Origin of the sequence: Oxyplasma meridianum, from assembly GCF_038024865.1 — an archaeon.
Lineage (GTDB): Archaea > Thermoplasmatota > Thermoplasmata > Thermoplasmatales > Thermoplasmataceae > Oxyplasma > Oxyplasma meridianum.
Window position 1 is genome coordinate 1 of sequence record NZ_CP133772.1, and the last position, 21,755, is coordinate 21,755.

At 40.9% G+C, this 21,755-nt stretch carries 18 protein-coding genes; 8 read left to right on the plus strand and 10 right to left on the minus strand.

The window, feature by feature from the left end; all coding sequences use genetic code 11:
- The first annotated feature begins 80 nt into the window (after window positions 1–80).
- Both OXIME_RS00005 and OXIME_RS00010 read left to right on the plus strand, forming a co-directional pair.
- Complete coding sequence (locus tag OXIME_RS00005) at window positions 81–2,381, plus strand: DNA topoisomerase I (protein ID WP_393971444.1); 2,301 nt, start codon at window positions 81–83, stop codon at window positions 2,379–2,381.
- Window positions 2,359–3,249, plus strand: coding sequence for a presenilin family intramembrane aspartyl protease PSH (locus OXIME_RS00010; RefSeq protein ID WP_393971445.1), 891 nt, complete (start codon window positions 2,359–2,361; stop codon window positions 3,247–3,249). Before OXIME_RS00005 ends, OXIME_RS00010 begins: the two co-directional genes overlap by 23 nt.
- Before the next feature lie 33 nt (window positions 3,250–3,282).
- On the opposite strand, the gene purH is transcribed toward OXIME_RS00010, so the two are convergent.
- Window positions 3,283–4,785 carry a bifunctional phosphoribosylaminoimidazolecarboxamide formyltransferase/IMP cyclohydrolase gene (gene purH, locus OXIME_RS00015; RefSeq protein ID WP_393971446.1) on the minus strand — a complete coding sequence of 501 codons (1,503 nt, stop codon included), beginning with the start codon at window positions 4,783–4,785 and terminating at the stop codon, window positions 3,283–3,285.
- Between the two features lie 166 nt (window positions 4,786–4,951).
- On the opposite strand from purH, the gene OXIME_RS00020 reads away from it, so the two are divergent.
- Window positions 4,952–6,157 (plus strand): methionine adenosyltransferase, encoded by a 1,206-nt coding sequence (locus OXIME_RS00020; protein WP_393971447.1) that lies wholly within the window; start codon window positions 4,952–4,954, stop codon window positions 6,155–6,157.
- Window positions 6,158–6,167: 10 nt separating this feature from the next.
- Here the strand turns inward: OXIME_RS00020 and rimI are convergent, their stop codons facing one another.
- The 5 genes from rimI to rnhB all read right to left on the minus strand — a co-directional run bounded on the left by rimI (window position 6,168) and on the right by rnhB (window position 11,841).
- Window positions 6,168–6,626, minus strand: coding sequence for a ribosomal protein S18-alanine N-acetyltransferase (gene rimI, locus OXIME_RS00025; RefSeq protein WP_393971448.1), 459 nt, complete (start codon window positions 6,624–6,626; stop codon window positions 6,168–6,170).
- Window positions 6,627–6,675: 49 nt separating this feature from the next.
- Complete coding sequence (locus OXIME_RS00030) at window positions 6,676–8,472, minus strand: chloride channel protein (protein WP_393971449.1); 1,797 nt, start codon at window positions 8,470–8,472, stop codon at window positions 6,676–6,678.
- 68 nt (window positions 8,473–8,540) lie between these two features.
- Complete coding sequence (locus tag OXIME_RS00035) at window positions 8,541–10,406, minus strand: ATP-dependent DNA helicase (protein WP_393971450.1); 1,866 nt, start codon at window positions 10,404–10,406, stop codon at window positions 8,541–8,543.
- A gap of 35 nt (window positions 10,407–10,441) precedes the next feature.
- Window positions 10,442–11,140 (minus strand): tetratricopeptide repeat protein, encoded by a 699-nt coding sequence (locus OXIME_RS00040; RefSeq protein WP_393971451.1) that lies wholly within the window; start codon window positions 11,138–11,140, stop codon window positions 10,442–10,444.
- A 47-nt stretch (window positions 11,141–11,187) separates the two neighbouring features.
- Window positions 11,188–11,841, minus strand: a complete 654-nt coding sequence (rnhB, locus tag OXIME_RS00045; protein ID WP_393971452.1) for a ribonuclease HII — start codon at window positions 11,839–11,841, stop codon at window positions 11,188–11,190.
- A gap of 110 nt (window positions 11,842–11,951) precedes the next feature.
- Here rnhB and OXIME_RS00050 point away from each other — a divergent pair, with 110 nt between their 5' ends.
- Window positions 11,952–13,001, plus strand: coding sequence for a polyprenyl synthetase family protein (locus OXIME_RS00050; protein WP_393971453.1), 1,050 nt, complete (start codon window positions 11,952–11,954; stop codon window positions 12,999–13,001).
- On the opposite strand, the gene xerA is transcribed toward OXIME_RS00050, so the two are convergent.
- From xerA to OXIME_RS00065, 3 genes are all read right to left on the minus strand, one after another.
- A complete protein-coding gene (gene xerA / locus OXIME_RS00055) occupies window positions 12,998–13,843 on the minus strand; it encodes a site-specific tyrosine recombinase/integron integrase (protein ID WP_393971454.1) in 846 nt (281 codons plus the stop codon). The genes OXIME_RS00050 and xerA overlap by 4 nt on opposite strands.
- 126 nt (window positions 13,844–13,969) lie before the next feature.
- Window positions 13,970–15,229 (minus strand): RNA-guided endonuclease InsQ/TnpB family protein, encoded by a 1,260-nt coding sequence (locus OXIME_RS00060; RefSeq protein ID WP_393971455.1) that lies wholly within the window; start codon window positions 15,227–15,229, stop codon window positions 13,970–13,972.
- Window positions 15,230–15,461: 232 nt separating this feature from the next.
- The gene (locus OXIME_RS00065) at window positions 15,462–16,193 is read right to left on the minus strand and encodes a hypothetical protein (protein ID WP_393971456.1); all 732 of its coding nucleotides are present in this window, start codon (window positions 16,191–16,193) and stop codon (window positions 15,462–15,464) included.
- Window positions 16,194–16,343: 150 nt separating this feature from the next.
- On the opposite strand from OXIME_RS00065, the gene OXIME_RS00070 reads away from it, so the two are divergent.
- Complete coding sequence (locus tag OXIME_RS00070) at window positions 16,344–17,327, plus strand: alcohol dehydrogenase catalytic domain-containing protein (RefSeq protein ID WP_393971457.1); 984 nt, start codon at window positions 16,344–16,346, stop codon at window positions 17,325–17,327.
- Window positions 17,328–17,701: 374 nt separating this feature from the next.
- Here the strand turns inward: OXIME_RS00070 and rpe are convergent, their stop codons facing one another.
- Complete coding sequence (rpe, locus tag OXIME_RS00075) at window positions 17,702–18,361, minus strand: ribulose-phosphate 3-epimerase (protein ID WP_393971458.1); 660 nt, start codon at window positions 18,359–18,361, stop codon at window positions 17,702–17,704.
- Between the two features lie 457 nt (window positions 18,362–18,818).
- On the opposite strand from rpe, the gene OXIME_RS00080 reads away from it, so the two are divergent.
- The 3 genes from OXIME_RS00080 to OXIME_RS00090 all read left to right on the plus strand — a co-directional run bounded on the left by OXIME_RS00080 (window position 18,819) and on the right by OXIME_RS00090 (window position 21,746).
- Window positions 18,819–19,313, plus strand: coding sequence for a hypothetical protein (locus OXIME_RS00080; protein WP_393971459.1), 495 nt, complete (start codon window positions 18,819–18,821; stop codon window positions 19,311–19,313).
- Between the two features lie 296 nt (window positions 19,314–19,609).
- On the plus strand, window positions 19,610–21,328 hold the full coding sequence (locus tag OXIME_RS00085) for a methylmalonyl-CoA mutase (protein ID WP_393971460.1): 1,719 nt from the start codon (window positions 19,610–19,612) through the stop codon (window positions 21,326–21,328).
- Window positions 21,297–21,746 (plus strand): cobalamin B12-binding domain-containing protein, encoded by a 450-nt coding sequence (locus OXIME_RS00090; RefSeq protein WP_393971461.1) that lies wholly within the window; start codon window positions 21,297–21,299, stop codon window positions 21,744–21,746. The genes OXIME_RS00085 and OXIME_RS00090 overlap by 32 nt, the downstream gene beginning before the upstream one ends.
- Window positions 21,747–21,755: the final 9 nt, after the last annotated feature.

Below are 21,755 nucleotides of genomic sequence, written 5' to 3' on the forward strand. Positions count from 1 at the left end.
TTACACAGAGGTTCAATTTAAATAGGATGGTGGTAATGCCTCCATCCCTTAAACGGAAATTTAAAGAAAGTGATGATTCATTGAACAGTACACTTATTATAGCCGAAAAGGCTGATGCAGCAAGAAGAATTGCCTACTTCCTGTCTGACGGAAAGTCAAAGCAGAAGAGAGAAAAGGGATTAAGTTACATGGAGTTTGATGAGAACGGCCATAAAACATATCTTGTTGCATTGAGCGGTCACATTGTTGAGATAAACTTCCCCCCTGAAATGAAAAACTGGTCTTCAGTTGACCTTAACGCCCTCATTGATTCTAAGATTATTCAGAATGTGAAGAATAAAAGTTCATACAATTCACTGACAAAACTGGCAGCTGAATCAAGTTCATTAATAGTTGCTACCGATTATGACCGTGAAGGAGAGCTTATTGGAACAGAGGCTCTCGCCCTAATCCCTGAAAAATTTCTCTCAGATAAGATCATAAAGAGGGCCAAGTTCAGTGCTCTCACAGGCGATGAAATAAAATCTGCATTTGACCAGCTAATAGACGTGGACTACGCACTTGCGGATTCTGCAGGAGCAAGGGAGGAGATTGATCTCATATGGGGTGCGGTACTCACAAGATTTTTCTCACTTGCATCGAAAAGGCTGGGGAAAAGCTTTCTCTCCATAGGGAGAGTCCAGACACCCACACTTGCTCTCATAGTGAAGAGAGAAAAGGAGATACGTGCATTTCAGCCTGTTCCTTACTGGCGAGTTAAAGTACAGTTCAACAAAGATGGTCATTTCACAGGAATTCACGAGAAGGGCGACATTTTTGATCAATCTGAAGCAGAGAGGATTTTCAAAGTAGTCAACGGAAAGGATGGCACAGTTCTTGAATATGAAAGGAAACAGGAAAAAATATACAAACCTGCCCCTTTCAATACAACAGAATTCCTGAGGGAAGCGTCAAGAATAGGGGTGAATCCTTCAAGGGCTATGAATATTGCAGAACGCCTATACACACAGGGATTGATCAGCTATCCCAGGACAGACAATACAGTATATCACAAATCCATAAATTTTAAAAGCATTCTTGCAAAACTCAAGGACACACATCTTTCAAAGGAGGTCAATATGGTACTCTCCCAGGAGAAGATACGGCCATCAAGGGGGAGGATGGAGACAACAGATCACCCTCCTATATACCCGGTCAATGCTCCACAGAAAGGGAAACTAACGGGAGATTTCCAGAAGGTTTACGATCTTGTGGCCAGAAGGTTCCTGGCAACGCTGTATAAGGAGGGGGAAAGGGATGTGTCCACATCCCGAATAGACATTTCAGGCGAGGTATTCAATACAAAGGGGATTAAGATAACTGATCCCGGCTGGCTTGAGATTTATCCATATACCAGAGTGCAGGAGTCATTCCATCCTGAACTTGCCCAAGGGGAAAAGGTGAAAGCCGAAAAATGGGACATGGAAGAGGACCAGACTAAACCGCCGTGGAGGTACGATCTTGCATCCCTGATCAAGGAGATGGAGAAACTTAACCTTGGTACAAAGTCTACAAGGCACGATATCATTGACAAACTTCAGAAAAGAGGTTTCATAGAGGGAAACCCTGTAAGGCCTACAAATCTAGGTATGGGTTTGATAGAATCCGTCCTTACCGTTGATTCAAAGATATCTGAGCCAGATATGACCGCAGAACTTGAAGTTGAAATGGACAGTATTTCCGAAAAGAAAATGAGTAAAGATGAGGTTGTTAACCGTTCAAGGAAAATGCTTCACAATGTTCTTGAAGCCTTAAAGGACAAGGAGGAACTCATAAATAGGACAATTAAGAGATCAATAAATATGGGCGATGCAATAGGTAAATGCCCTGAACACAAAGATTCTGACATTGTACTTATAAAAGATAGGTCCAATATTCGAATCACATGCACTACAGAAGGGTGCAAGAACGATTTTAGGTGGAATATAAATGGCTTAATACAGCCTACCGATAAAACATGTCCTGAGTGTGGACTACCCCAGATTAAAGTAATAAGGCGGGGTCAGTCACCGGAAATCAGGTGTATTGATCCAAAATGTTCCTTCAACATTGAAAGGGATAATATGGGAAAATGCCCGTCGGATTCTGGCAATCTGGTAGTGAGACAGTCCAGATATGGAAAAAGGTTCCTGGGATGCTCAAACTACCCGGACTGCACTGTAACCTATCCCCTTCCGCAGATGGGAGTTATAAAGTTCACAGGTGATGTATGTCCATACTGCAAAAGTCCAATACTTGTTTCAATGCGTAACAGGCGGGTATGGAAATTCTGTCCAAAAATGGACTGTCAGTTCAACAAGAAGAAAGAGAAGGTGGATCATGAAGAGAAAAAACCTACCTGAATTGTTTTCAATAGGTATTTTCGTAATAACATCCCTGTTTGCTATATTTGTTTCTGAAATTCTTTACCAGGTTCAACCCAGCGTAGCGGCACCTACGTCTTCAAGTGGTTTCCAGTATGTCATACTCTACATTTTTGTTGCCATAGCATTCACTTTTGTTATACTTTATCTTGCAAGAAAAAAACACATGAACATAATAAGAGGAGTTTTCATCTTTTCAATGGCATACGTTACGTTCTTCATTGCCTCAATTATAGGGCTGGTAATAGCCCAGACAGAACTTGAATACATCATCTTTATCCTGGCCCTTCCTGCGGTCATGGTATACCTGCTAATATTCAGGAACGAATGGTATGTTGTAAATGCATCTGGTTTCATACTTTCCACGGGAATTGCAGCAATATGGGGGGTAATAATAGGTGTGTGGGCAGCTGTTGTGTTTCTGGCAGCTTTTGCAGTTTATGACTATATTGCTGTTTACAAGACAAAACATATGGTAGATCTTGCAAGAGTTGCAGTTGATGAAAGCCTTCCTATGCTCTTTATAATTCCGTCAAAACGTGGAATTAAGTACAAGGAAATGGAATTTGACAGGAGAGAGGAAGGAAAAGAAGAGGGGAAAGAATCTGGAGAGTCAGATACACTGATGATAGGATTTGGAGATATAGCTTTCCCAAGTATTCTGGTAGTTTCATCAGCATTATATGGTTTTAGCAATTTCTATGCTTTTGCTTTTATTCCAATGGCAGGGGCAATCGTAGGGATGATAATTCTTTATGCGTTTGCAAAGAGGCCAGCTCCAGGGCTTCCATTCATAAACAGCGGGGCAATACTTGGTTTCCTTATTGCATTTTCATTCTTCAGGTGATCAATCACTGTTAAATCGCTAAGAAAAGGTGTTTTAGTGGAGAAAAACCCGCTTCCCTGTGAAATACATTGATATTCCAAGATCAGAAGCCTTTGAAATAACTTCCGGGTCGCGTATAGAACCCCCTGGCTGAATTATGGCTGAAATTCCTGACTTTCCCGCAAGTTCAACATTATCCTCGAAAGGGAAGAAAGCATCAGAGGCGAGTACTGATCCTGAAGATTTTCCACCCGATCTTTCAACAGCTATTTTTAATGCTTCGATTCTTGAGGTCTGCCCGGCACCTATTCCAGTCGTAACAAGATCTTTTGCGAGAACTATTGCATTGCTCCTGCAGTGTGTAACAACCTTCCAGGAAAACAGAAGATCATCCAGGGTCTCTTTAGAGCATGGTGATCCAGACTGAAGTTCCAGCTTCTCAAAATGTGCAGTCAGGGGGCTTTGAACAAGAAAACCATTTGAGATTGACCTTAACCTCAGAGACCTGTCTCTGTCCATATTCACTTTAAGGACCCTTAGATTCTTCTTCTTGGCGAGTATGTTCAGTGCTTCGCTGGAGTAGGATGGGGCTACTATTACCTCCACGAAAAGCTTCGAAATTTTAGCCGCAGCGTCGGCGGTCATTTCCCTGTTCATGGCAATAACAGATCCATAGGCGCTCTCCTTATCGGCATTCACCGCTCTCTCCATGGCCGTTGCCAGTTGGTCGTTCTGGCAGACACCGCAGGGAGTGTTGTGTTTCATAACAACAACAACCGTTCTGTCAAATTCCAAGGCCGTTTCATATGCAGAGTTTGCGTCAAGCAAGTTATTATAGGAAAGTTCTTTACCCTGAATCTGTTCAGAATTTGCAATTCCAAGTTTTGTTCCGTCTGTGTAGACATATCCCCTCTGATCTGGGTTTTCTCCATACCTGAGCTCCCTACCATTTAATCCTTTTGCAAATAGTGTATTCGGTTCCCTGTGGAAGAGTGTCCTGAACATTGAATTGTATATGCTTATGTCATAAGATGCAACCCTGGAAAACGCCCTCATTGCCAGAAGTTTTCTTGTTTCAAGGCTTACTTTGCCGAAATTGATTAGATCATTGCTTATGAGATCATAGTCGTTGACGGAGGAAGCAACAGTAACATACTGGAAATTTTTTGCAGCGGCCCTGAGAAGAGAGACTCCCCCAATATCAATGTTTTCGATCATATTATGGATGTTTCCAGTTTTTGAAGCCTCTTCAAACGGGTAGAGGTTTGATACTACGAGATCAAACTCCTTAATTCCATAAGACTTCAGATCCTTATTTGATGTCTCATCCCGCGTGGAAAGTATGCCTGCAAAAAGATTTGGATGCAGTGTCTTAACCCTTCCATTTAAAAGTTCCTGAAAACCTGTAATATCCTCTGTATTCTTCACATCAAACCCTTTTTCCAGTAAAAATTTAAAGGTCCCCCCGGTGGCATAAACTTCTTCAATATATTTGCGTGAACGACTGAGGAACTGTTCAATACCTGATTTATCATAAACGCTGAAAAGTGCTCTCATTGGACTGCTATATTTCAGCGTAATAAAACGTTTGCCGAAGGCATTAAGTTCTTCCCGTGTGGATTACATTACTCCCGGTAATATTCTTATCGGTCTGGTAATTTTACAGGCTTTCCTACAAAAATTTTATTATTATACTTATATAGGGTGGAAAAGAGGCAAAATAATGGTAAGAAACATTTCAGTAGAAAGTCTCAAACAGAAAACCACAATAGAAAGAGAAGTGGAACTGGTAGAAAGAAAAGGAATAGGGCATCCCGATAGTGTATCAGACGGCATCGCTGAGGCTGTGAGTCGATCTTTAAGTAAGTATTACCTGAAGGAATATGGAAAAATACTGCATCACAACACAGACCAGGTAGAGGTTGTGGGTGGGCAATCTGCACCTAAATTCAAAGGAGGGCTTGTCTTGGAACCCACATATATACTCCTTAGTGGAAGAGCCACCACAAAGGTTGGAAACGACAGAATTCCATTCAAGTCAATAGCTACTAAGGCAACAAAGGAGTTCCTGAAACAGGAGTTCAAACACCTGGACTTTGACGCCGATGTCATGATAGACTGCAGAATTGGACATGGATCGGTAGACCTGATCGATATTTACGATACAACCAAGCTCAGATCAAACGACACATCTTTCGGAGTAGGTTTTGCCCCGTTTTCTGATACTGAGAATCTTGTGCTAAGCACAGAAAAGCTTCTCAACAGCAAAGATTTCAAATCCAGGATGCCGGCAATAGGATACGATATAAAGGTCATGGGGTTCAGGCAGAAGGACGTCATTAATCTCACAATAGCTGCTGCATACGTTGACAAGTTCGTTAAAGATGCGGATGAGTATTTCGCAATAAAGGAAGAACTTAAAGAGATGGTAAAGAAACACTCTAATGAAATAACCGACAAGGAGGTTAACGTATTCATAAACACGGCAGATGAGGAAGACGGCAAAAAAGTAGGGGAATACCTGACAGTCACAGGCCTCTCAATGGAGAATGGAGACGATGGATCCGTTGGAAGGGGAAACCGTGTAACAGGAATAATAACGCCATACAGGCCAATGAGTATGGAGGCTGCAGCAGGTAAGAACCCGGTAACACATGTGGGAAAACTCTACAATGTCATGTCAAACCTAATTGCCCAAGACATAGTGAAGGAAGAAGGAGGAGACATAACCGAGGTCATGGTAAGAATAGTATCACAGATAGGCAGAAGAATAGATGATCCTCATGTGGCAAGCGTTCAGGTCATTTATGCAGACGGAGTTGATCCTTCAAAGCACAAGAATAATATAACGGCCATAGCCGACAACAGGCTGGATCACATAAGCGATCTCACAAAAATGTTTGTAGAAGGGAAGATCTCGGTATTCTGATTGGAATTGCCTAGATGATGCGCCACATAAGGTAGGCATCAGACAGGTCACTGTAATATCCCCTCAGGGTTGATGTTACAACAAACCCATTTTTTTTATAAAACCTTATTGCATCCTTGTTATCTGTACGGACTTCCAGCCTCATGCTCATAAGGTTTTCCATTTCACATACCTTTATGAAAGAGGAAAGGAGAGCTTTTCCAAATCCTAAGTGCCTGTATCTTTCCTCAATTGCAAGAATCAAAATTCTGGCTTCAGTCTGGGAGAACTTAGATCCAACAAGAAATCCAACAACTTTTCCATTCAAAGTATAGACAAAAAAGCCTTCCTGCCAGGTCTGGAACAGGTCCATGATCAGGCTTCCTGAATAGTATTCCGAAAGTGATTTACTGGCTATTTCAAGTATTCTGTCAACATCACTCACCTTGAAATTCCTTACTGTTCCCAGATCTGAATTTGTCGTTACCATTTATTGATTATCCCTCCTATTTCTTCATGAATTTATACCTTGTGTTGATTCACTGCGAAGCCTTCAATTTCTTCAGTCGCCTTATCTCACGGTTATAAGCATCTGCAATTTCCGAAAAACCTATGGTACCTATAACAACCCCGCCATCGCCTGTAACGATAAGCTTTCCGTTTGGAACCTTCGTGAGGATATCAAGGGCGTTATGAATATTTTCTTCTGGAGAAATCGTCATGGGGTCTGTATTCATGTAGTCCTTTACCAGTGAGGTGGATTGGTCAACATCCTTAGGAATATCCTCTATTGAAAGAAGGCCTGCAAGTTTTGATCCATCCTTAACCATGACGCTATTTGTAAGTGTTTTTTTAATCACCTCTGCGGCCTCTTTAAGTGTACTCTCAGGGGAAACCGAAAGGTAATTGGTCTTCACGGCATCTTTTACAAGGATATCATCCATTATTGGCCTATCATATTCCAGCTTGTGTGCAGGTGATGATGATCTGTCATCTACCTGGGCGCTATAAATGGAATTCTTCATCCCTGACACGAAATACGCCACGGTTGTTGACAGCATCAGGGGAAGGAATAGAGCAAAACCGCCCGTCATCTCCGTACCCATTATAAGTACTGAAATTGGAGCTTTTGAAACGCCTCCGAAGAAAGCAATCATGCTTACTATGGTAATTTCAGTAACATTGAGGAAGGGAAAGAAGGGATGTATGACTATGCCTATGGCAGCACCCAAGAATGCACCAGTAACTATCCCCGGAGCAAAAACTCCTCCCGATCCGCCCGATCCTATTGTAAATGATGTTGCAACAATTTTCAGGAAGAAAAGGATAATGAGTAGATACAGTGGTAAAAGAACAAGATTATTGTAAAAGATCTGTTGAACCCATCCATAACCAAGTCCAAGGACCTCTGGGAAGAACATGGCAATTATCCCAACTACAAGAGCTCCAATTGCAGGTCTGAAGTACTTCGAGACGCGCTTCATCCTGGAGAAAAGTTTTTGAATGCCATAGAACACCTTTACGTAAAGAATACCTCCCAGGCCAGCCAGAATGCCTACAGCGGTGTAAACTAAAAGTCCTTCTGGGTGTGAAAAACCAAGTAACGTGCCCTGGGGTATTGTGAAGAGTGGAACATAATGGAAGGGATAAGCGAATATGGAGTATCCAACAACTGAGGCTATTATGGAGGGTATCAGTGCTTCAACCTCAAAGTCATGCCTGTATAGAATTTCAGTACTTAGCAGAGCGCCTCCAAGCGGTGCCATGAATATACTGCCTATTCCAGCACCTATCCCCGCGGCCATTGCTATCCTTCTATCGTGATCACTCATCTTGAATGTATCAGCAACGAAAGAACCGAAACCTGCGGCAATCTGAGCCGTTGGCCCTTCTCTGCCAGCACTGCCACCGGAACCTATTGTCACTGCAGACGCAACCATCTTTACAATAGGTATTCTCCTCCTTATCTTTCCATTATTCTCATGAAACGCCTTTATGGCTGCGTCGGTTCCATGTCCTTCCGCTTCCGGGGCAAATCTGTAAACAATGAAGCCTGAAATAAGACCGCCCAGGACAAGAGAGACTGGAATCAAAAACATTCTGAAGTGTCCTATGACATAGTTGGGAACCCCTCCCGACGCACCACTTACTGGGGGGGTGAAACCTGTAAGTCCAACCAGCATATACTCAGTTACAAGTTTTATACTGAAATACAGGGCAAGTGCACCAAATCCTGCGATTATGCCTATAAAAATTCCAACAATAACCCATTTCGCTGTACTTCTGGAAAGCAGCAATTTTCTAAGCCGTTCTAAAAGTACCCTGCCTTCCTGCATTTCAACAATCCTTTATTAAAGGTTAGTTAATATTATTTCTCATAGCACCAAAGAAGACGAAATTTAAATCACTGTCTCCTGGCCGCTTCCATGAAAAAATCCTGGCAGTCTTGCAGAGGAGTTTGCGACAATTTCATTTCAGGTATGTACTTTTTGAAATACCTTGCCCTCTTGTCCAGTATCATAGCCATGCCGATGTCTGTCTCGTTTCTAATCAGTCTGCCGATCTCCTGCTTAATCTTTATCACTGTGGGATAGGTTACTGCATATTCCCACCCTTTCCCAAAAACTCTGTCATAGTATCTATATATAGAATCCTGCTTCGCGTCTGGCCTTGGATATGGAATTCCAGCTATTATGACAAACTCAAGCTGGTTTCCGGGAAAATTCATACCTTCAGCTATGCGTCCTCCAGAAACTGCAAAAAGTGTTCTTCCCCCCTTTCTGAATTTGCTTATCATTTCCATGAGGTCCGATTGTGTCTTGTTTCTGGACTCAACCATGACATCTGAGGGGAATCCCATACTGTATATCCTATCAAGAACATTATACGAGGGAAAGAATACTATTGTGTTTCTGTGTATGGCTGAGGTTAAGGATCTTATCTGTTCATAAAGCCTTGAAGCGCCACCTTCATCAAATTCATCGTACTTTGTTGTGGTCCCTTCATAATACATGACTGAAAGATTCTCTCTGGGAAACATGTATGGTATAACCCTGCTGGATGAATCCTGAAAACCGGTTACATTCAGATAGACATCTATTGGACTGAGAGTCCCGGACATATGTATTGTCCTAGATTCCCTCAGGGGATTCAGAAGAACAGAAGGGTCCATGCAAAAAGCCTCTATCTGTCCATTTCTCTGCTTTGAAAGAACTGCAACAAATTTCTCCTCGTCAACCGTTTCCCAGGACATGAGATAATTGGAAAGGGAGAACACTGAAGATCTGGGGACATGTCCCTTCTTCTCCTTCTCACCGGCAATATATTCCCCGAATATATTCAGATATGTAATGAGGTTACCGTACTTTTCTGAGGACATGGAATTTGCGATCATCATATTTTCTCTGAGATCCTGGAATTTTATACGCACCTCATCTCTCTCGCCTATCCGGTCACGAATGAGATCCATTATGGTATTTCTGATCATTTCCATGAGATCGGTTGATCGTATCCTCTCCATCAGTTCAATATCCCCATAGTCCAGGCTTTCCTTTTCTGCAGAGTTTACCAGATTTGTGGATATTCTGAAGGAAGATGCATTTCTCGCAAGATCCGGGAGGTTATGTGCCTCATCAAGTATGATGATCAGTTCTTCTCTGGAGACTCCCCAGTGGTTGAGAAATCTGTTGGCAACGCCGTAATTGAGGAAAAAGGCATAGGGGGCTATAACCAGATTGGCATCCTTAAGCGCAAACTTAACCGATTCATAAGGGCAGAGGTTATTTTCCGTTCCGTAAATGTAAAATTCCTCGGCTGTGGGAAGCTGTGAAAATAAATATTGTGAAGTAGAAGGATCTCTTACCTTCCAGTTGAAATAGTGGCAGGCATCCTTATCCCCCTCCATGACCTTCTTTTTTCTCATGGAACAGAATCTGGAGAGGGATTCAGAATCAAATTCCCCCTCTGTTTCAAGTTCCCTGTAAAGGGGGCACATGTTGCTCCTTCCCTGTATCACAACCGCTTTTATATCACGGTTACCTATGGACCTTAACTCATTTATGACCTGTTCCTGCTGGGAATTTGTCCTTGTTAGGTACAGAATTTTCTTTCCCTGGTTCTCGTTGGATCGTATGGCCGAAAGAAGGCCCATTATTGTTTTCCCTGAACCAGTTGGGGATTCTATGGCAACAGACTGCTTTTTCTTCAGCTCTTCAAAAACAAAATCTATGATGCTCTTTTGGTAGTCCCTGAGACCATAATTTTCAACCAAAATAATCACCCATGGAAGAATAAGTTCCCGGGATTTTACTTAATTTTCTCCAAAAGCATTGCTTTTCTCTGACTCAACTGTTCCGGATCAGGGAGGTATCTGGAAGCCTCTTCCAGGGACTCCAGGGCTTCCCTGTATTTTTCCATCTTTTCCAGCAATTCAGCCTTTACCAGATAATACTGGTAGTTTTCTGGGGAAAGCTGTATGGATCTGTTTATATCATTCAGCGCTTCTTGATATCTCTTCATATGAACCAGTATTTCATGCCTTTTGTAGACAAATATCTGGTCCATTGGATTCAATCTGACTGCATTGTCATAATCTTTGAGAGCATCTTCCAGCTTATTCTTTTTCCATAGAACATTCCCTCTATTGTAATAGTAATCAGGAACATCCTTTTCTATCTCTATTGCACGCGAGAAGGATTCTTCAGCGTCATTAAGTTCTCCAAGATCTTCCTGGGCTGCGCCCAGTGCGTTATAATAGTCGGCATGGTCAGGAAGAAGAGAAATGGACTTTTTATAATCCTCAATTGCCTGTTCAAGCATCTTAAGCGAGTAATATGCAAGCCCCCGGTTGAAATAGTAATCCGGTTCATTGCCTATCACCTTTATGGCTTTTGTAAACTCCTTTATGGCCTCAGGATACTTTGCCAGGTTGAAATATGAAATCCCTCTCTCATTGTAGTCATCAGCTAATTCGTCATTATCTCTTGGTTTAAAATTGCTAGGCACGGTGATATAACTCAGGATAATATATGAACATTAACTATTTCTGAATATCACAAATTTAACCTACAGTTTTTGGAAGATGAAATAAGATTCTGGTAGGTTTTCCATTTAACTCTCACAATCTTTGATAAGTCAACTCTGTTTTCAATGGATGTCTGAAGAAATTTTATCGTTCTTGGGTCAGACGGATACCCGGAACCTATTTCTCCGTACTTTTCAGACAGAGCTCTTATTTCGCGGTCCCTGATAACCTTCGCCACAATTGATGCTGCGGAGACAGAAGGGTAGTTTGAATCCGCTCTGTGCGCGCAGAAGACTTTTTTCCCGCTCTCCAAACTCAGCGATTTACTCAATCTTTCAGGATTTACATCAAAGGAGTCCACATAAACATCACATTCTGCATCCCGAAGGAGTTGAAGTGCAAAATGGCGTTCAATCTCATTGAGGGTAATCCTTTCCATCATGTCGTTTATTTCCCCGGGGCTGATAACAACCAATGACTTATGTAGATTAAGGCGGTCCATGCGATCAAAAAGCATCTCTCTTCTTGCCGGCGTAAGTTCTTTTGAATCTCTGACTCCCGCTTTTTTCAACTCCGCTGGATCGCCGCATACCATTGCCATCACCATGGGGCCAATAACTGGGCCTCTCCCAGCCTCATCAATGCCACACTGACACTCTCTTCTATTATTTGAAACAATCAAATCCTATCTCAAAGAAAATGTAAGGATAATAGTAAAATTTACTCTTTCCAAAAAGTTCGAAAAAAATTAAATGCTCTTGTTTTATAATCAAAAATCGATGTGATATAGTATTGGATAGAAACGAGAATTATCTTTTGAAAAACCGGGAAATGATAGACAGGGAGCTGGATTCTTTCTTCAAGATGAAACTAGATGAATGCAGAGACCCAGTCAGCAGGGATATGGTTGCAAGAATTAGAGATTTCACAATGAACGGGGGAAAGAGGGTGAGGCCCATACTAACAATTGCAGGCTATAATCTTTTCAGGGGATTTGATGAGAGAATCACAAAGGCCTCCATTTCAATTGAACTGACGCAATCCTATTTACTGATTCACGACGATGTTATGGACCAGAGTGAGACCAGGAGAGGAAAACCAAGTTTTCATGCCGGTGTAAGGGAATCCATTCCAGAAGGCACATGGGACAGAAAAAGGCTGTCCGAAAATCTGGCAATTGTTGCCGGAGATCTGGCCGACAGTTTTGCAAATGAAGCCATAACACGATCCGGTTTCGGGCATAAGGAGATTCTGCTTGCTACAGATCTTCTTGCAGAGATAGTTGAATATACCGGTTACGGGCAGTTGTTGGATATAAATTCCGCAATGGATGAGGAATTCGGGCAGAAGGATCTGATGCGTCTTCATCTCTGGAAGACTGCCAAATATACAATAGAGGGACCACTGATGATGGGTGCAGTTTTAAGCGGTTCAGAGAAAAACCTGAAACCTCTCAGCTACTATGGCTATCTTCTGGGTCTTGCTTTTCAGCTTCAGGACGATATTCTTGGCCTTTATGGGAACGAGAAGACAATAGGTAAATCAGTGAAGAATGACGTTAACGAAGGGAAGAAGACACTCCTGATGATCAAAGCGATGGAATATTCGCCGGAATACATGCCATTCATAAATGAGTGCCTGAAAAATGGAGACATAAGCGATGAGGATTTTGAAAAGCTTAAGGATATCGTCAAATCATCAGGTTCATATGATTACTCCATAAACATGATGAAAAAACTTGCAGAGAAGAGTAAATCATATCTTGAATTAGTTGATGGAGAATCTGAGACAAAGAATTTTCTGAAGTGGTTCGCTGATTATATAATAACAAGGCAGAACTAAAATTTAGGCCCGAATTTATTATACATCTCCTTTAGGGTGTTTTCATCAACATGTGTATAGATCTGTGTTGTAGCGACACTTGCATGGCCAAGAATTTGCTGAATGAATCTGATATCTCCTCCCATTCTGAGGACAGTTGTGGCAAAAGTATGCCTTAGAACATGCGGTGTTACTTTTTTCTGGATACCTGCCTCTTTTGACACTCTCTTTACAATTCTCTCAATCGTTGATGGATGGAACCTTGTATTCTTTTGGCTTATCAAAAAGGCATTATCTCCCGTGGTCCTTTTAAAACGTTTCATAAGGTATTCGTGGGCAAGATTCTTGCAGATCTCCGGGATTATCACTATTCTGTCTCTGTCGCCCTTTCCGCCCTTTACTGTAATTATGCCTTCTTCAGTGTCTATATTCTCTATATTAATTCTGCAAAGTTCCCCAACTCTAAGGCCAGTGTAAAGGAGGAGAGAAACAATGAGGTTGGTTGTGAGATCCTTTTTAGAAGTTTCAATAAGCGAACCCGCCTCCTTTTCACTCAGGTAATTGGGCATCTTTAATGATCTCTTTGGCGGCATAAGATTTATTGGAGGAGTTATGCCATTTGACCGGAATAGAAGTTTTAATGCATGAATAGCTATGTACTGGCTGTTTTTGGAAAATTTTCTTTCAGTTGCAAGGTAGTGTTTGAAATTTTCTATGTCCTCAGGGCCAGTATCTTTAAGCTTTTTTTTGGTAAAATTGAGGAACATGGTGGCCATTGATCTGTACTCTTTTATGGTGTATAGACTCTTCCTCTCCCCTCGCATATAAAAGGTAAATTTTTCAACAATCTCCATTTTGTCCATTTCTCAGACCTCCTGCTTCTGTTTACTCGAAACTTTCATGCCTTTCTGAGAGAAGCTGAAAGCCACAGCATGATGAGAATTTCCGGCTGCATATACTATGTCAGGTTATGGTTTTTGTCAACCATGTTAACAAAAACCTTTGGAAGTTATGATCCGGCTGATCCTTAAACTTCGTGGATACAACCCAACACCCTCTATCCCATCCTCAAATGATTCTGGGAATGCTTTTTTAGTTATATTGTATGCTGCATTTACATCTGCATTGATTATTGTTCCATTTTCCGGTTTGAATAGTCCTCTAAGTATTCTTTTTCCTTTGTAATTATCATGATGTTTTATTGTCTCTTGATCTAGAAAACTGCATTTGCTTGTGTGTGATTCATCTATTACAGAAACATTTATTCCCTTCTCTTCTGCTTTGTATCTCATCTGCTGTATAAGCGTATTGAAAGGTATCTGTACAAACTTCTGGTTGTTTATTCTGCCTATTTCAACGCGATGTTTCCATCCTTCATTATGGCCTATGGCAATTGTACCTATATGATCTGTTTCTGCATAATTGATAATGAATCTACTCATCTTATGCATAACATCCTTAATTTTTCTATCTCTCTTCATGAATAATCTCTTTTCTCTTTTTGTCATGTATTTATTTCCTAACTGCCTATCACTTATGGATCTTAGTTCCGAGTATTCTTTATTGAAATACTGATTAATGGGTCTCACAGCACCACCCTTGATAGCAATTGGTCTATTACCAATACTATCTACAATAGTTACAATGTTCCTTACACCAATATCTATACCTATGATTCCTTTATTTTGTTCCTTTTGTTCCCTTACATTCTCTATCTCCTTCCAATATACTATTTCTATCTTGTATCCTATACCTTGAGGAACTATTCTTACCTCTCTTAAATTTACATGATTTAATCTCGTTTTCACCTCCAGACTCATTATCTTTGGAAATTTTAATATTCCATTCTTTATCTTACATTGCTGGTTTGTGAATATTAGAATGAACTCTCCATCTTTGCCTCTGTATTTTGGCGGTTTTGGTCTTCCAAAAAAGGTTTTAAGATGTTTTCCATATTCTTTTCTATATTCTTTTTCTGCTTTGAAAAAAGAGATCCAAGCTGAAAAGGCTTTCTTTATTGTCCATTGTGCTGTCTGTGCCGGTAGTTTTCTATAATTATTATTATCGCTTTCATTTTCATTCTGAAACAATTTTACTAAATGGTTGTAATCTGAAAGCTTCTCTTTATTGAAAAATTGTTGTCTAAGCACATAATTTGCTTGATTGTATAGATTATTTGAATAATGACACATCTTTGATATTATATCATTAGATTTGATGTATATCTCTTCCGTTCTAATGATATTCATAACCAACCTCAATAGAGTGATTCTCTCTTTTTGAATACATCTTCATTGAATAACAGTGAAGCGCTTTCATTGATAATATTATAATATATAATAAGTATATATATAGTTATTTGAATAACCGATTATAAGAATCATTTAATTCTCCATTACTTCAAAAAAAACAGCAGTGGGGAACATTTAAAAAGGATTGACAGGATCAAAAAGTCCAAGATTAAGAATTAAAAAAGATAGATTAGGTCACCGTAACTGTGCCAAGCATCCATCCGGGTGTGGCCATTGCACCGTTAAGGCCAAGTGATCCCGATCCGCATTCAGCTTCACACTGCCATACTGCTGTTCCACCACTGGTTATTACAAACTGTGCATGCGTTACAGTCTCCGGCTGTGAGGGTATATTCAGCCCCAATGAACTCACTGTGAATGTATGTGCAATGTTTCCAGATGGAAGGCTGCTCACTGATGTTGAATTGCTGAAGAATGACGGGGAGTTGACTTCAGAGTAGAGGGTTCTGAGGGCACTGGAATCATTATTATTGTAATACGACATGAACTGTGCCTTTGTCATCTTATGGTTGATATCAGGTATATTCTGTATATTGCCTATGCCTGTAACATTCACATGGCCGCCCATGGTTCCAAGAACAGTGTTCATATTGGGATTCATCAGTGGAGATGGTCCATTGTCGAAATCTATCAGTATGAGATTTATGACACGATCGGCAGGCAGATACAGGTTGGAGGCGTCATGAAGTGATCCATTCTGCAGTATGAAGTAAGATGGCTGTGTTCCAGTGCTGGCGTTGAATATTACGCCATGCTGTATCACCAGGGTTATGTTGTATGGGTTATGGTCAATAACAGGGGATGCATTGGCCATGTCAGGCTGGTGGACAACCCATATGCCTCCACCTATCCCTGCAAGTATGACTGCTACTGTAAATACTATTAATATCCTATCTTCCATCTTTATCACTGAAATTTAGATGTTAACAATACTTATTAATAATGAACCTTAAATGTAAAGCGCAAAATATATAAGGAAAATATGAAACTCAATTCATGGATTGCCGGTGGAAGTTGAAAACGTTCATAAGTGGTAAAGGGATTCACAGGAATGAAAGCTCTAGTTTTGAGGAAACCTCTCGGTGTCGAAAACCTTAAGTTTGAAGATGTGCCAGATCCGGTTCCCAGGGATGATGAGGTCCTGGTCAAAGTTATCATGTCAGGTCTCAATCCGGTTGATTATGGTCTGATTAATGGGAGGATAATATATAACGTAAGTCCAATGCCACACATTCCAGGGGCAGAAGCAATGGGAACTGTAATGAAGAATCATGGAACATTCAGGGAGGGGGATAGGGTGGTCATATACAACAGGGTGTATGACGGAACATGCCCAAAATGCCTCAGTGGAAATGAACATCTGTGCATTAATGGCGGAATATGGAGTGTGGTGAGCAACGGAGGGTATTCAGAGATGGTTGCAGTGAAATCATACAATCTTTTCCCCATACCAGATAGCATAGGCGATGAAGTTGCTGTGAGTCTTCCCGTAGGAGCTCTAACCGCATACAGGGCATTGAAAAGGGCAGGTGCTGAAGCAGGAAAAAAACTTCTTGTCTACGGTGCTTCAGGAAATACTGGAACATTTCTTACTCAGCTTGGGAGTATTATGGGAATGGAAGTTCACGCTGTAACCAGGAAAGACTGGACTGGTGATTTCGGGTCCCATAAAACATACTCTGCTGAGAGCATTCCAGAAGACCTCAAAGCGGATATTGTTGTAAACTCCATAGGGTCAAGTTTCTGGAACAGTGCAATCAGCCACCTGGACAGTTCAGGCACACTGGTAACATTTGGGGTCCAGACAGGAAAAGAAGCGTCAATTGATATTTCTCAGATATATAGTAGGGAATACAGTATTGTAGGTTCCACAGGTGGCACAAGAAAAGATTTCCATGAGGTTATTGAAATAGCGGAAAAATTCAAACTCAAAGTCAAGGTATCAGAAACCCTCTATCTTGGAGACTACGTTAAAGCTATGAAAAGATATGAAGAGAAAAGAGACGGAAGGATAATTTTCAAAAACAACAGGTAATCCATCGTCAGGTTATGAAATCAGTTAACCATGTTAAAAGGCTAATTTGGAAGTTATCATCTTTCTGATGCTTAAACTTCATGGGTTCAACCCAGCACCCTCCATCTCATACTCTTTTATTTTCAAAATTAATTTTCATGGCCGGCATGTTATGCGTATGATTTAGGATCAAACAGCACCCATACACACATCCCAACTCAACTTGCAGGGAAGACCTCTTTTTGTTGAGAGAATCAACGCAACCAGTCATGTGAACTTATGCGGTTAATTCTTAAAATCAAACTTATACCTCACTTTTATACCTAGAATCATCTTCAAAGCCCTGAATTATGGCTTTAGGAGGCGTACAATAGCACTTATGTCTAAAAAGTCAACTATATGGACCGCAATTTCTCTATGCTTCCTGCTATATTGTTATAAAATATATACGAAGCTGATACCAGTATGTCCGTTCCAGCCTCCACTGCCTTTTTCCCGTTTTCGTAATTTATGCCTCCATCTATCTCTATGCGGCAGTCGATTCCGTTATCATCAATGTATTTTCTTGCCTCTCTAATCTTTGGAATTGACGATTCAAGAAAACTCTGCCCAGAAAAACCTGGATGCACAGACATAATGAGAAGAATTTTGCATCCATCTACCAGGTCTTTGACATGGCTGAAAGGTGTCTCGGGATTTATCACAAGTCCGTAATCTATGTTCTCTTTGGCCATTCTGTTAAAGAGAAGTTTAAGGCTAATCGGTGCCTCATAATGAATGAGAAGAATATCTGAACCAGCATCATGGAATACCCTGTAGTATTTGTCAGGTCTTTCTATCATAAGATGGGCGTCTATTCTCTTTTCTGTGACCTTTCTTACAGCTTTTATGAGATCAGGACCCATAGTGAAATTTGGCACAAAATGCCCGTCCATGACGTCAAGGTGGAATGAATCAGCACCAGACTTTTCGCATAATGTTACCTGTGAACCAAGGTTGGCAAGATCTCCAGATATTACAGACGGTGAAACTTCAATTTTCTTGTCTTCTCTCAATCAGATCCAGGGTTCATATCTGCAACTAATATAAGGTTATGATTCGCATTAACTATGTTAGTATCCATTTTTGAAAGTTATCATCTTTATCACCTTTCCAGTTCTTAAATTTAGTGGGTGTATCCTAATACATGTATCTGGTCCAAAAAAGCCTTCGAAATTGCTTTTTTGGCCATGTTTTATGCTGCATTTACATCCGCATGGGCTTTTATTCATCCGCCATTATGGGTAAGCCTATCTTCATTCTCCTAGCTTCGTAGCTGTCATGGTGTTCTATAGATTCTCAATCAAGGAAGGAACATTTACAGGTATGTGTTTCATTGATCAAAACCACGTTTATTGATTCATAAATCCACATTATTTTGCACTCAATCCAAATCACGATATTCGTAATAAAAAATTAGAAAACCTTAAATCTTTAGTATGTTTATTTATTGTTTAGTGGAGAAGTGATAAAATGCCAATAAAAACAATATCGGGAAAAAATGAGGCTACTGTAAAGGATGATATTTTGAGGAAGGCCCTAAGATTAAAGGAGAAAATAAATGAAAGATACGAAGACCTTTATAAAAGATCAAGTGTGGATCATGTCAAGCTGATGCTGAAAAGGCTTCAAAAAAGTGAAAGCGAGGACAGATCTCTTATACTTAAGGCAATAAAGAACGGGCACTTTGATGAACAGTCCTTGAAAATAGAGAGACGAGACTACGAAATGCTGGATCATATCATAGAAGCCGATCTTGATAATATAAACCCAAATGATCTTAAGAGTGTTATGCTTTCGGCAATGAAAATGTCAAAGGATTTCCACCATATCCTCGATCTTATGTCCCACGAATATGCGGGAAAAGAACTTGGTAACACGTTGAAGGTTCTCGCAAAGAGAGAAATGGAAAACAAGGCCAGACTTGAGGAACTTTATGATGACTTTGTCAATAAGGATTACTGGTAAACCTATCATGATAAGATTTCAAACATAGAACCATTTAGTTACGTGCCCGATTCCGTTCAAAATGGATAAAGAATTGTTAGTTTTTTTTTGCTGTGGGCGGACTGTATGGCGCCAGAGGTTAATTCCAAAGCATTTGGTTCAGAAGGGCTTTCAAGGGGTCACCGTATAAATTGGGATATAAATTAAGAGTGTTTTAATTGGTTCAAATGATCAATAGACAGATATCGGGCTGAATCTGGTAACCGTAATGATCACTCTTTCGGAAAATTATTAATTCAAGGTTTAAATGATAGGATATGGAAAAGAGGGAAGAGAACTACTGGGATTCTAAGTTAAAGGAGATTCAAAGCAAAAAATCTGGAGAGAATAAAGCATACAGTGAATGGAAGTCCAGGACACTCCAACCATGGAACAGAAAAACCGGTTACAGGGAGAAGGAATATACAAATTCATCATCAATAGATCTGAAAGAGGTTTACACGAAAGATGATCTTTCAAAAGATTACACAGAAAAGATGGGTATGCCAGGAGAATACCCATACACAAGGGGAATTTACCCCAACATGTATCGTGGCAGAAAGTGGACAATGAGGATGTTTTCCGGGTTCGGGACTCCAGAAGATACAAACAGGAGATTAAAATATCTTATAGAACACGGAGAATCTGGACTAAGCATCGCTTTTGACATGCCAACACTTTATGGATTTGATGCCGATAATCCAAGATCGGATGGAGAGATCGGAAGATGCGGTGTCAACGTATCATCACTTCAGGATATGGAAGAGATCCTGGAGGGCATAGATCTGTCTGAGGTAAGTACCTCGATGACAATAAACGCACCAGCAGCTGTGGTCACTGCGATGTATATAGCAGTGGCCAAAAAGAAGAAGATTCCACTTGAGAGAATCGCAGGCACGGTTCAGGCTGACATTCTGAAGGAATACATAGCTCAGAAAGAGTGGATTTACCCTCCTGAGGCGCACATAAGACTCATTAGGGATATGATGGTATACTGCACTGAAAATGTTCCAAAGTGGAATTATATAAGTATATCCGGCTACCATATAAGAGAAGCCGGTTCAAGTGCTGTCCAGGAACTGGCTTTTACACTTGCAGATGGTTTCTATTATGTTGATATGGGCATTAAGGCAGGTCTTAATGTTGATGATTTTGCGCCAAGGCTGTCTTTCTTCTTTAATTCATCCATAAACTTTTTTGAGGAAATTGCAAAAATGAGGGCTGCTAGGAGAATTTGGGCCACAGTACTCAGGGAAAAATACGGATCGAAAAAGGAGAGAACACTGCTTCTTAGATTTCACACACAGACGTCAGGATACACGCTTACATGGCAGCAACCCCTGAACAATATTGTCAGGACCACAGTTGAGGCCATGGCAGCCATAATGGGTGGCACACAGAGCCTGCACACAAACTCTTACGACGAGGCATGGGCACTACCTTCTGAAGAGGCAGTAAAGATTGCACTGAGAACTCAGCAAATACTCGCCGACGAAACAGGCATACCGGATGTAATCGATCCGCTGGGGGGTTCATATTATGTGGAGTGGCTGACAGACAGGATGGAGGAAGAAGCATACAGGTACTTCGATACCATAGAAAGGTTGGGAGGAATCCTGGAAGCGGTAAAGAAAGGTTTCATACAGAAGGAGATAGCCGGAACATCTTACCGGAGGCAGATACGTCTTGAACAGGGAAAGGAGATTATGGTGGGTGTTAATCGTTATGAGGAAAAGAATGAAAAACCCATTAGCACACTTAAGATAAGCCATAAAGCACAGATAGATCAGATCAACAAGTTAAAGAAACTAAAGGAGACGAGGAATAATCTTGAGGTAAAAAAATCACTTCAGGATCTGGAGAAGGCCCTTAGGAATCCTGATGAAAACGCAATGCCGTATATTATAAAAGCAGTGGAAGCATACGCAACACTGGAAGAGATATCAAATGTCGGGAGGAACATCTTTGGAGAGTGGAAAGAACCGGTTATTGTTTAAGGATAAGCCAGTAAAGGTCTTGCTGGCCAAGCCTGGCATAGATGGTCATGATCGCGGTATTTTAGTTTTGGCAAAGGCATTTAGGGATGCCGGAATGGAGGTTCTTTATGCCGGCCTTCTCCCAACACCTGAAAGTGTGGTAGAGACGGCAGTCAACGAAGATGTCGATGTTGTTGCACTGAGTCTTCTCAACGGTGCACATCTGACAGTTTTCAGGAAAGTTGCAGATATAATGAAATCAAAAGGTATAGATGATATAGCACTGGTGGGTGGGGGAACAATCCCAGATGAAGACAAACCGGAACTGGAAGCCATAGGTGTGACCGGAAACTATGGACCAGGAACCCCACTGAGCGTGATTATTGATCACGTTACAACGCGGGCTGCTGAAGCAAGAAAGAAGAAGATATCAAGATAGGTGCCTCTC

Bases quoted from the DNA above. Each gene is read 5' to 3' on its own strand.
- purH (WP_393971446.1), bottom strand. From the start codon at position 4,785: ATGAGAGCACTTTTCAGCGTTTATGATAAATCAGGTATTGAACAGTTC.
- OXIME_RS00060 (WP_393971455.1), bottom strand. From the start codon at position 15,229: ATGAATATCATTAGAACGGAAGAGATATACATCAAATCTAATGATATA.
- OXIME_RS00020 (WP_393971447.1), top strand. From the start codon at position 4,952: ATGGTAAGAAACATTTCAGTAGAAAGTCTCAAACAGAAAACCACAATA.
- OXIME_RS00085 (WP_393971460.1), top strand. From the start codon at position 19,610: ATGGAAAAGAGGGAAGAGAACTACTGGGATTCTAAGTTAAAGGAGATT.
- OXIME_RS00010 (WP_393971445.1), top strand. From the start codon at position 2,359: ATGAAGAGAAAAAACCTACCTGAATTGTTTTCAATAGGTATTTTCGTA.
- xerA (WP_393971454.1), bottom strand. From the start codon at position 13,843: ATGGACAAAATGGAGATTGTTGAAAAATTTACCTTTTATATGCGAGGG.
- OXIME_RS00030 (WP_393971449.1), bottom strand. From the start codon at position 8,472: ATGCAGGAAGGCAGGGTACTTTTAGAACGGCTTAGAAAATTGCTGCTT.
- OXIME_RS00080 (WP_393971459.1), top strand. From the start codon at position 18,819: ATGCCAATAAAAACAATATCGGGAAAAAATGAGGCTACTGTAAAGGAT.
- OXIME_RS00065 (WP_393971456.1), bottom strand. From the start codon at position 16,193: ATGGAAGATAGGATATTAATAGTATTTACAGTAGCAGTCATACTTGCA.
- OXIME_RS00070 (WP_393971457.1), top strand. From the start codon at position 16,344: ATGAAAGCTCTAGTTTTGAGGAAACCTCTCGGTGTCGAAAACCTTAAG.
- rimI (WP_393971448.1), bottom strand. From the start codon at position 6,626: ATGGTAACGACAAATTCAGATCTGGGAACAGTAAGGAATTTCAAGGTG.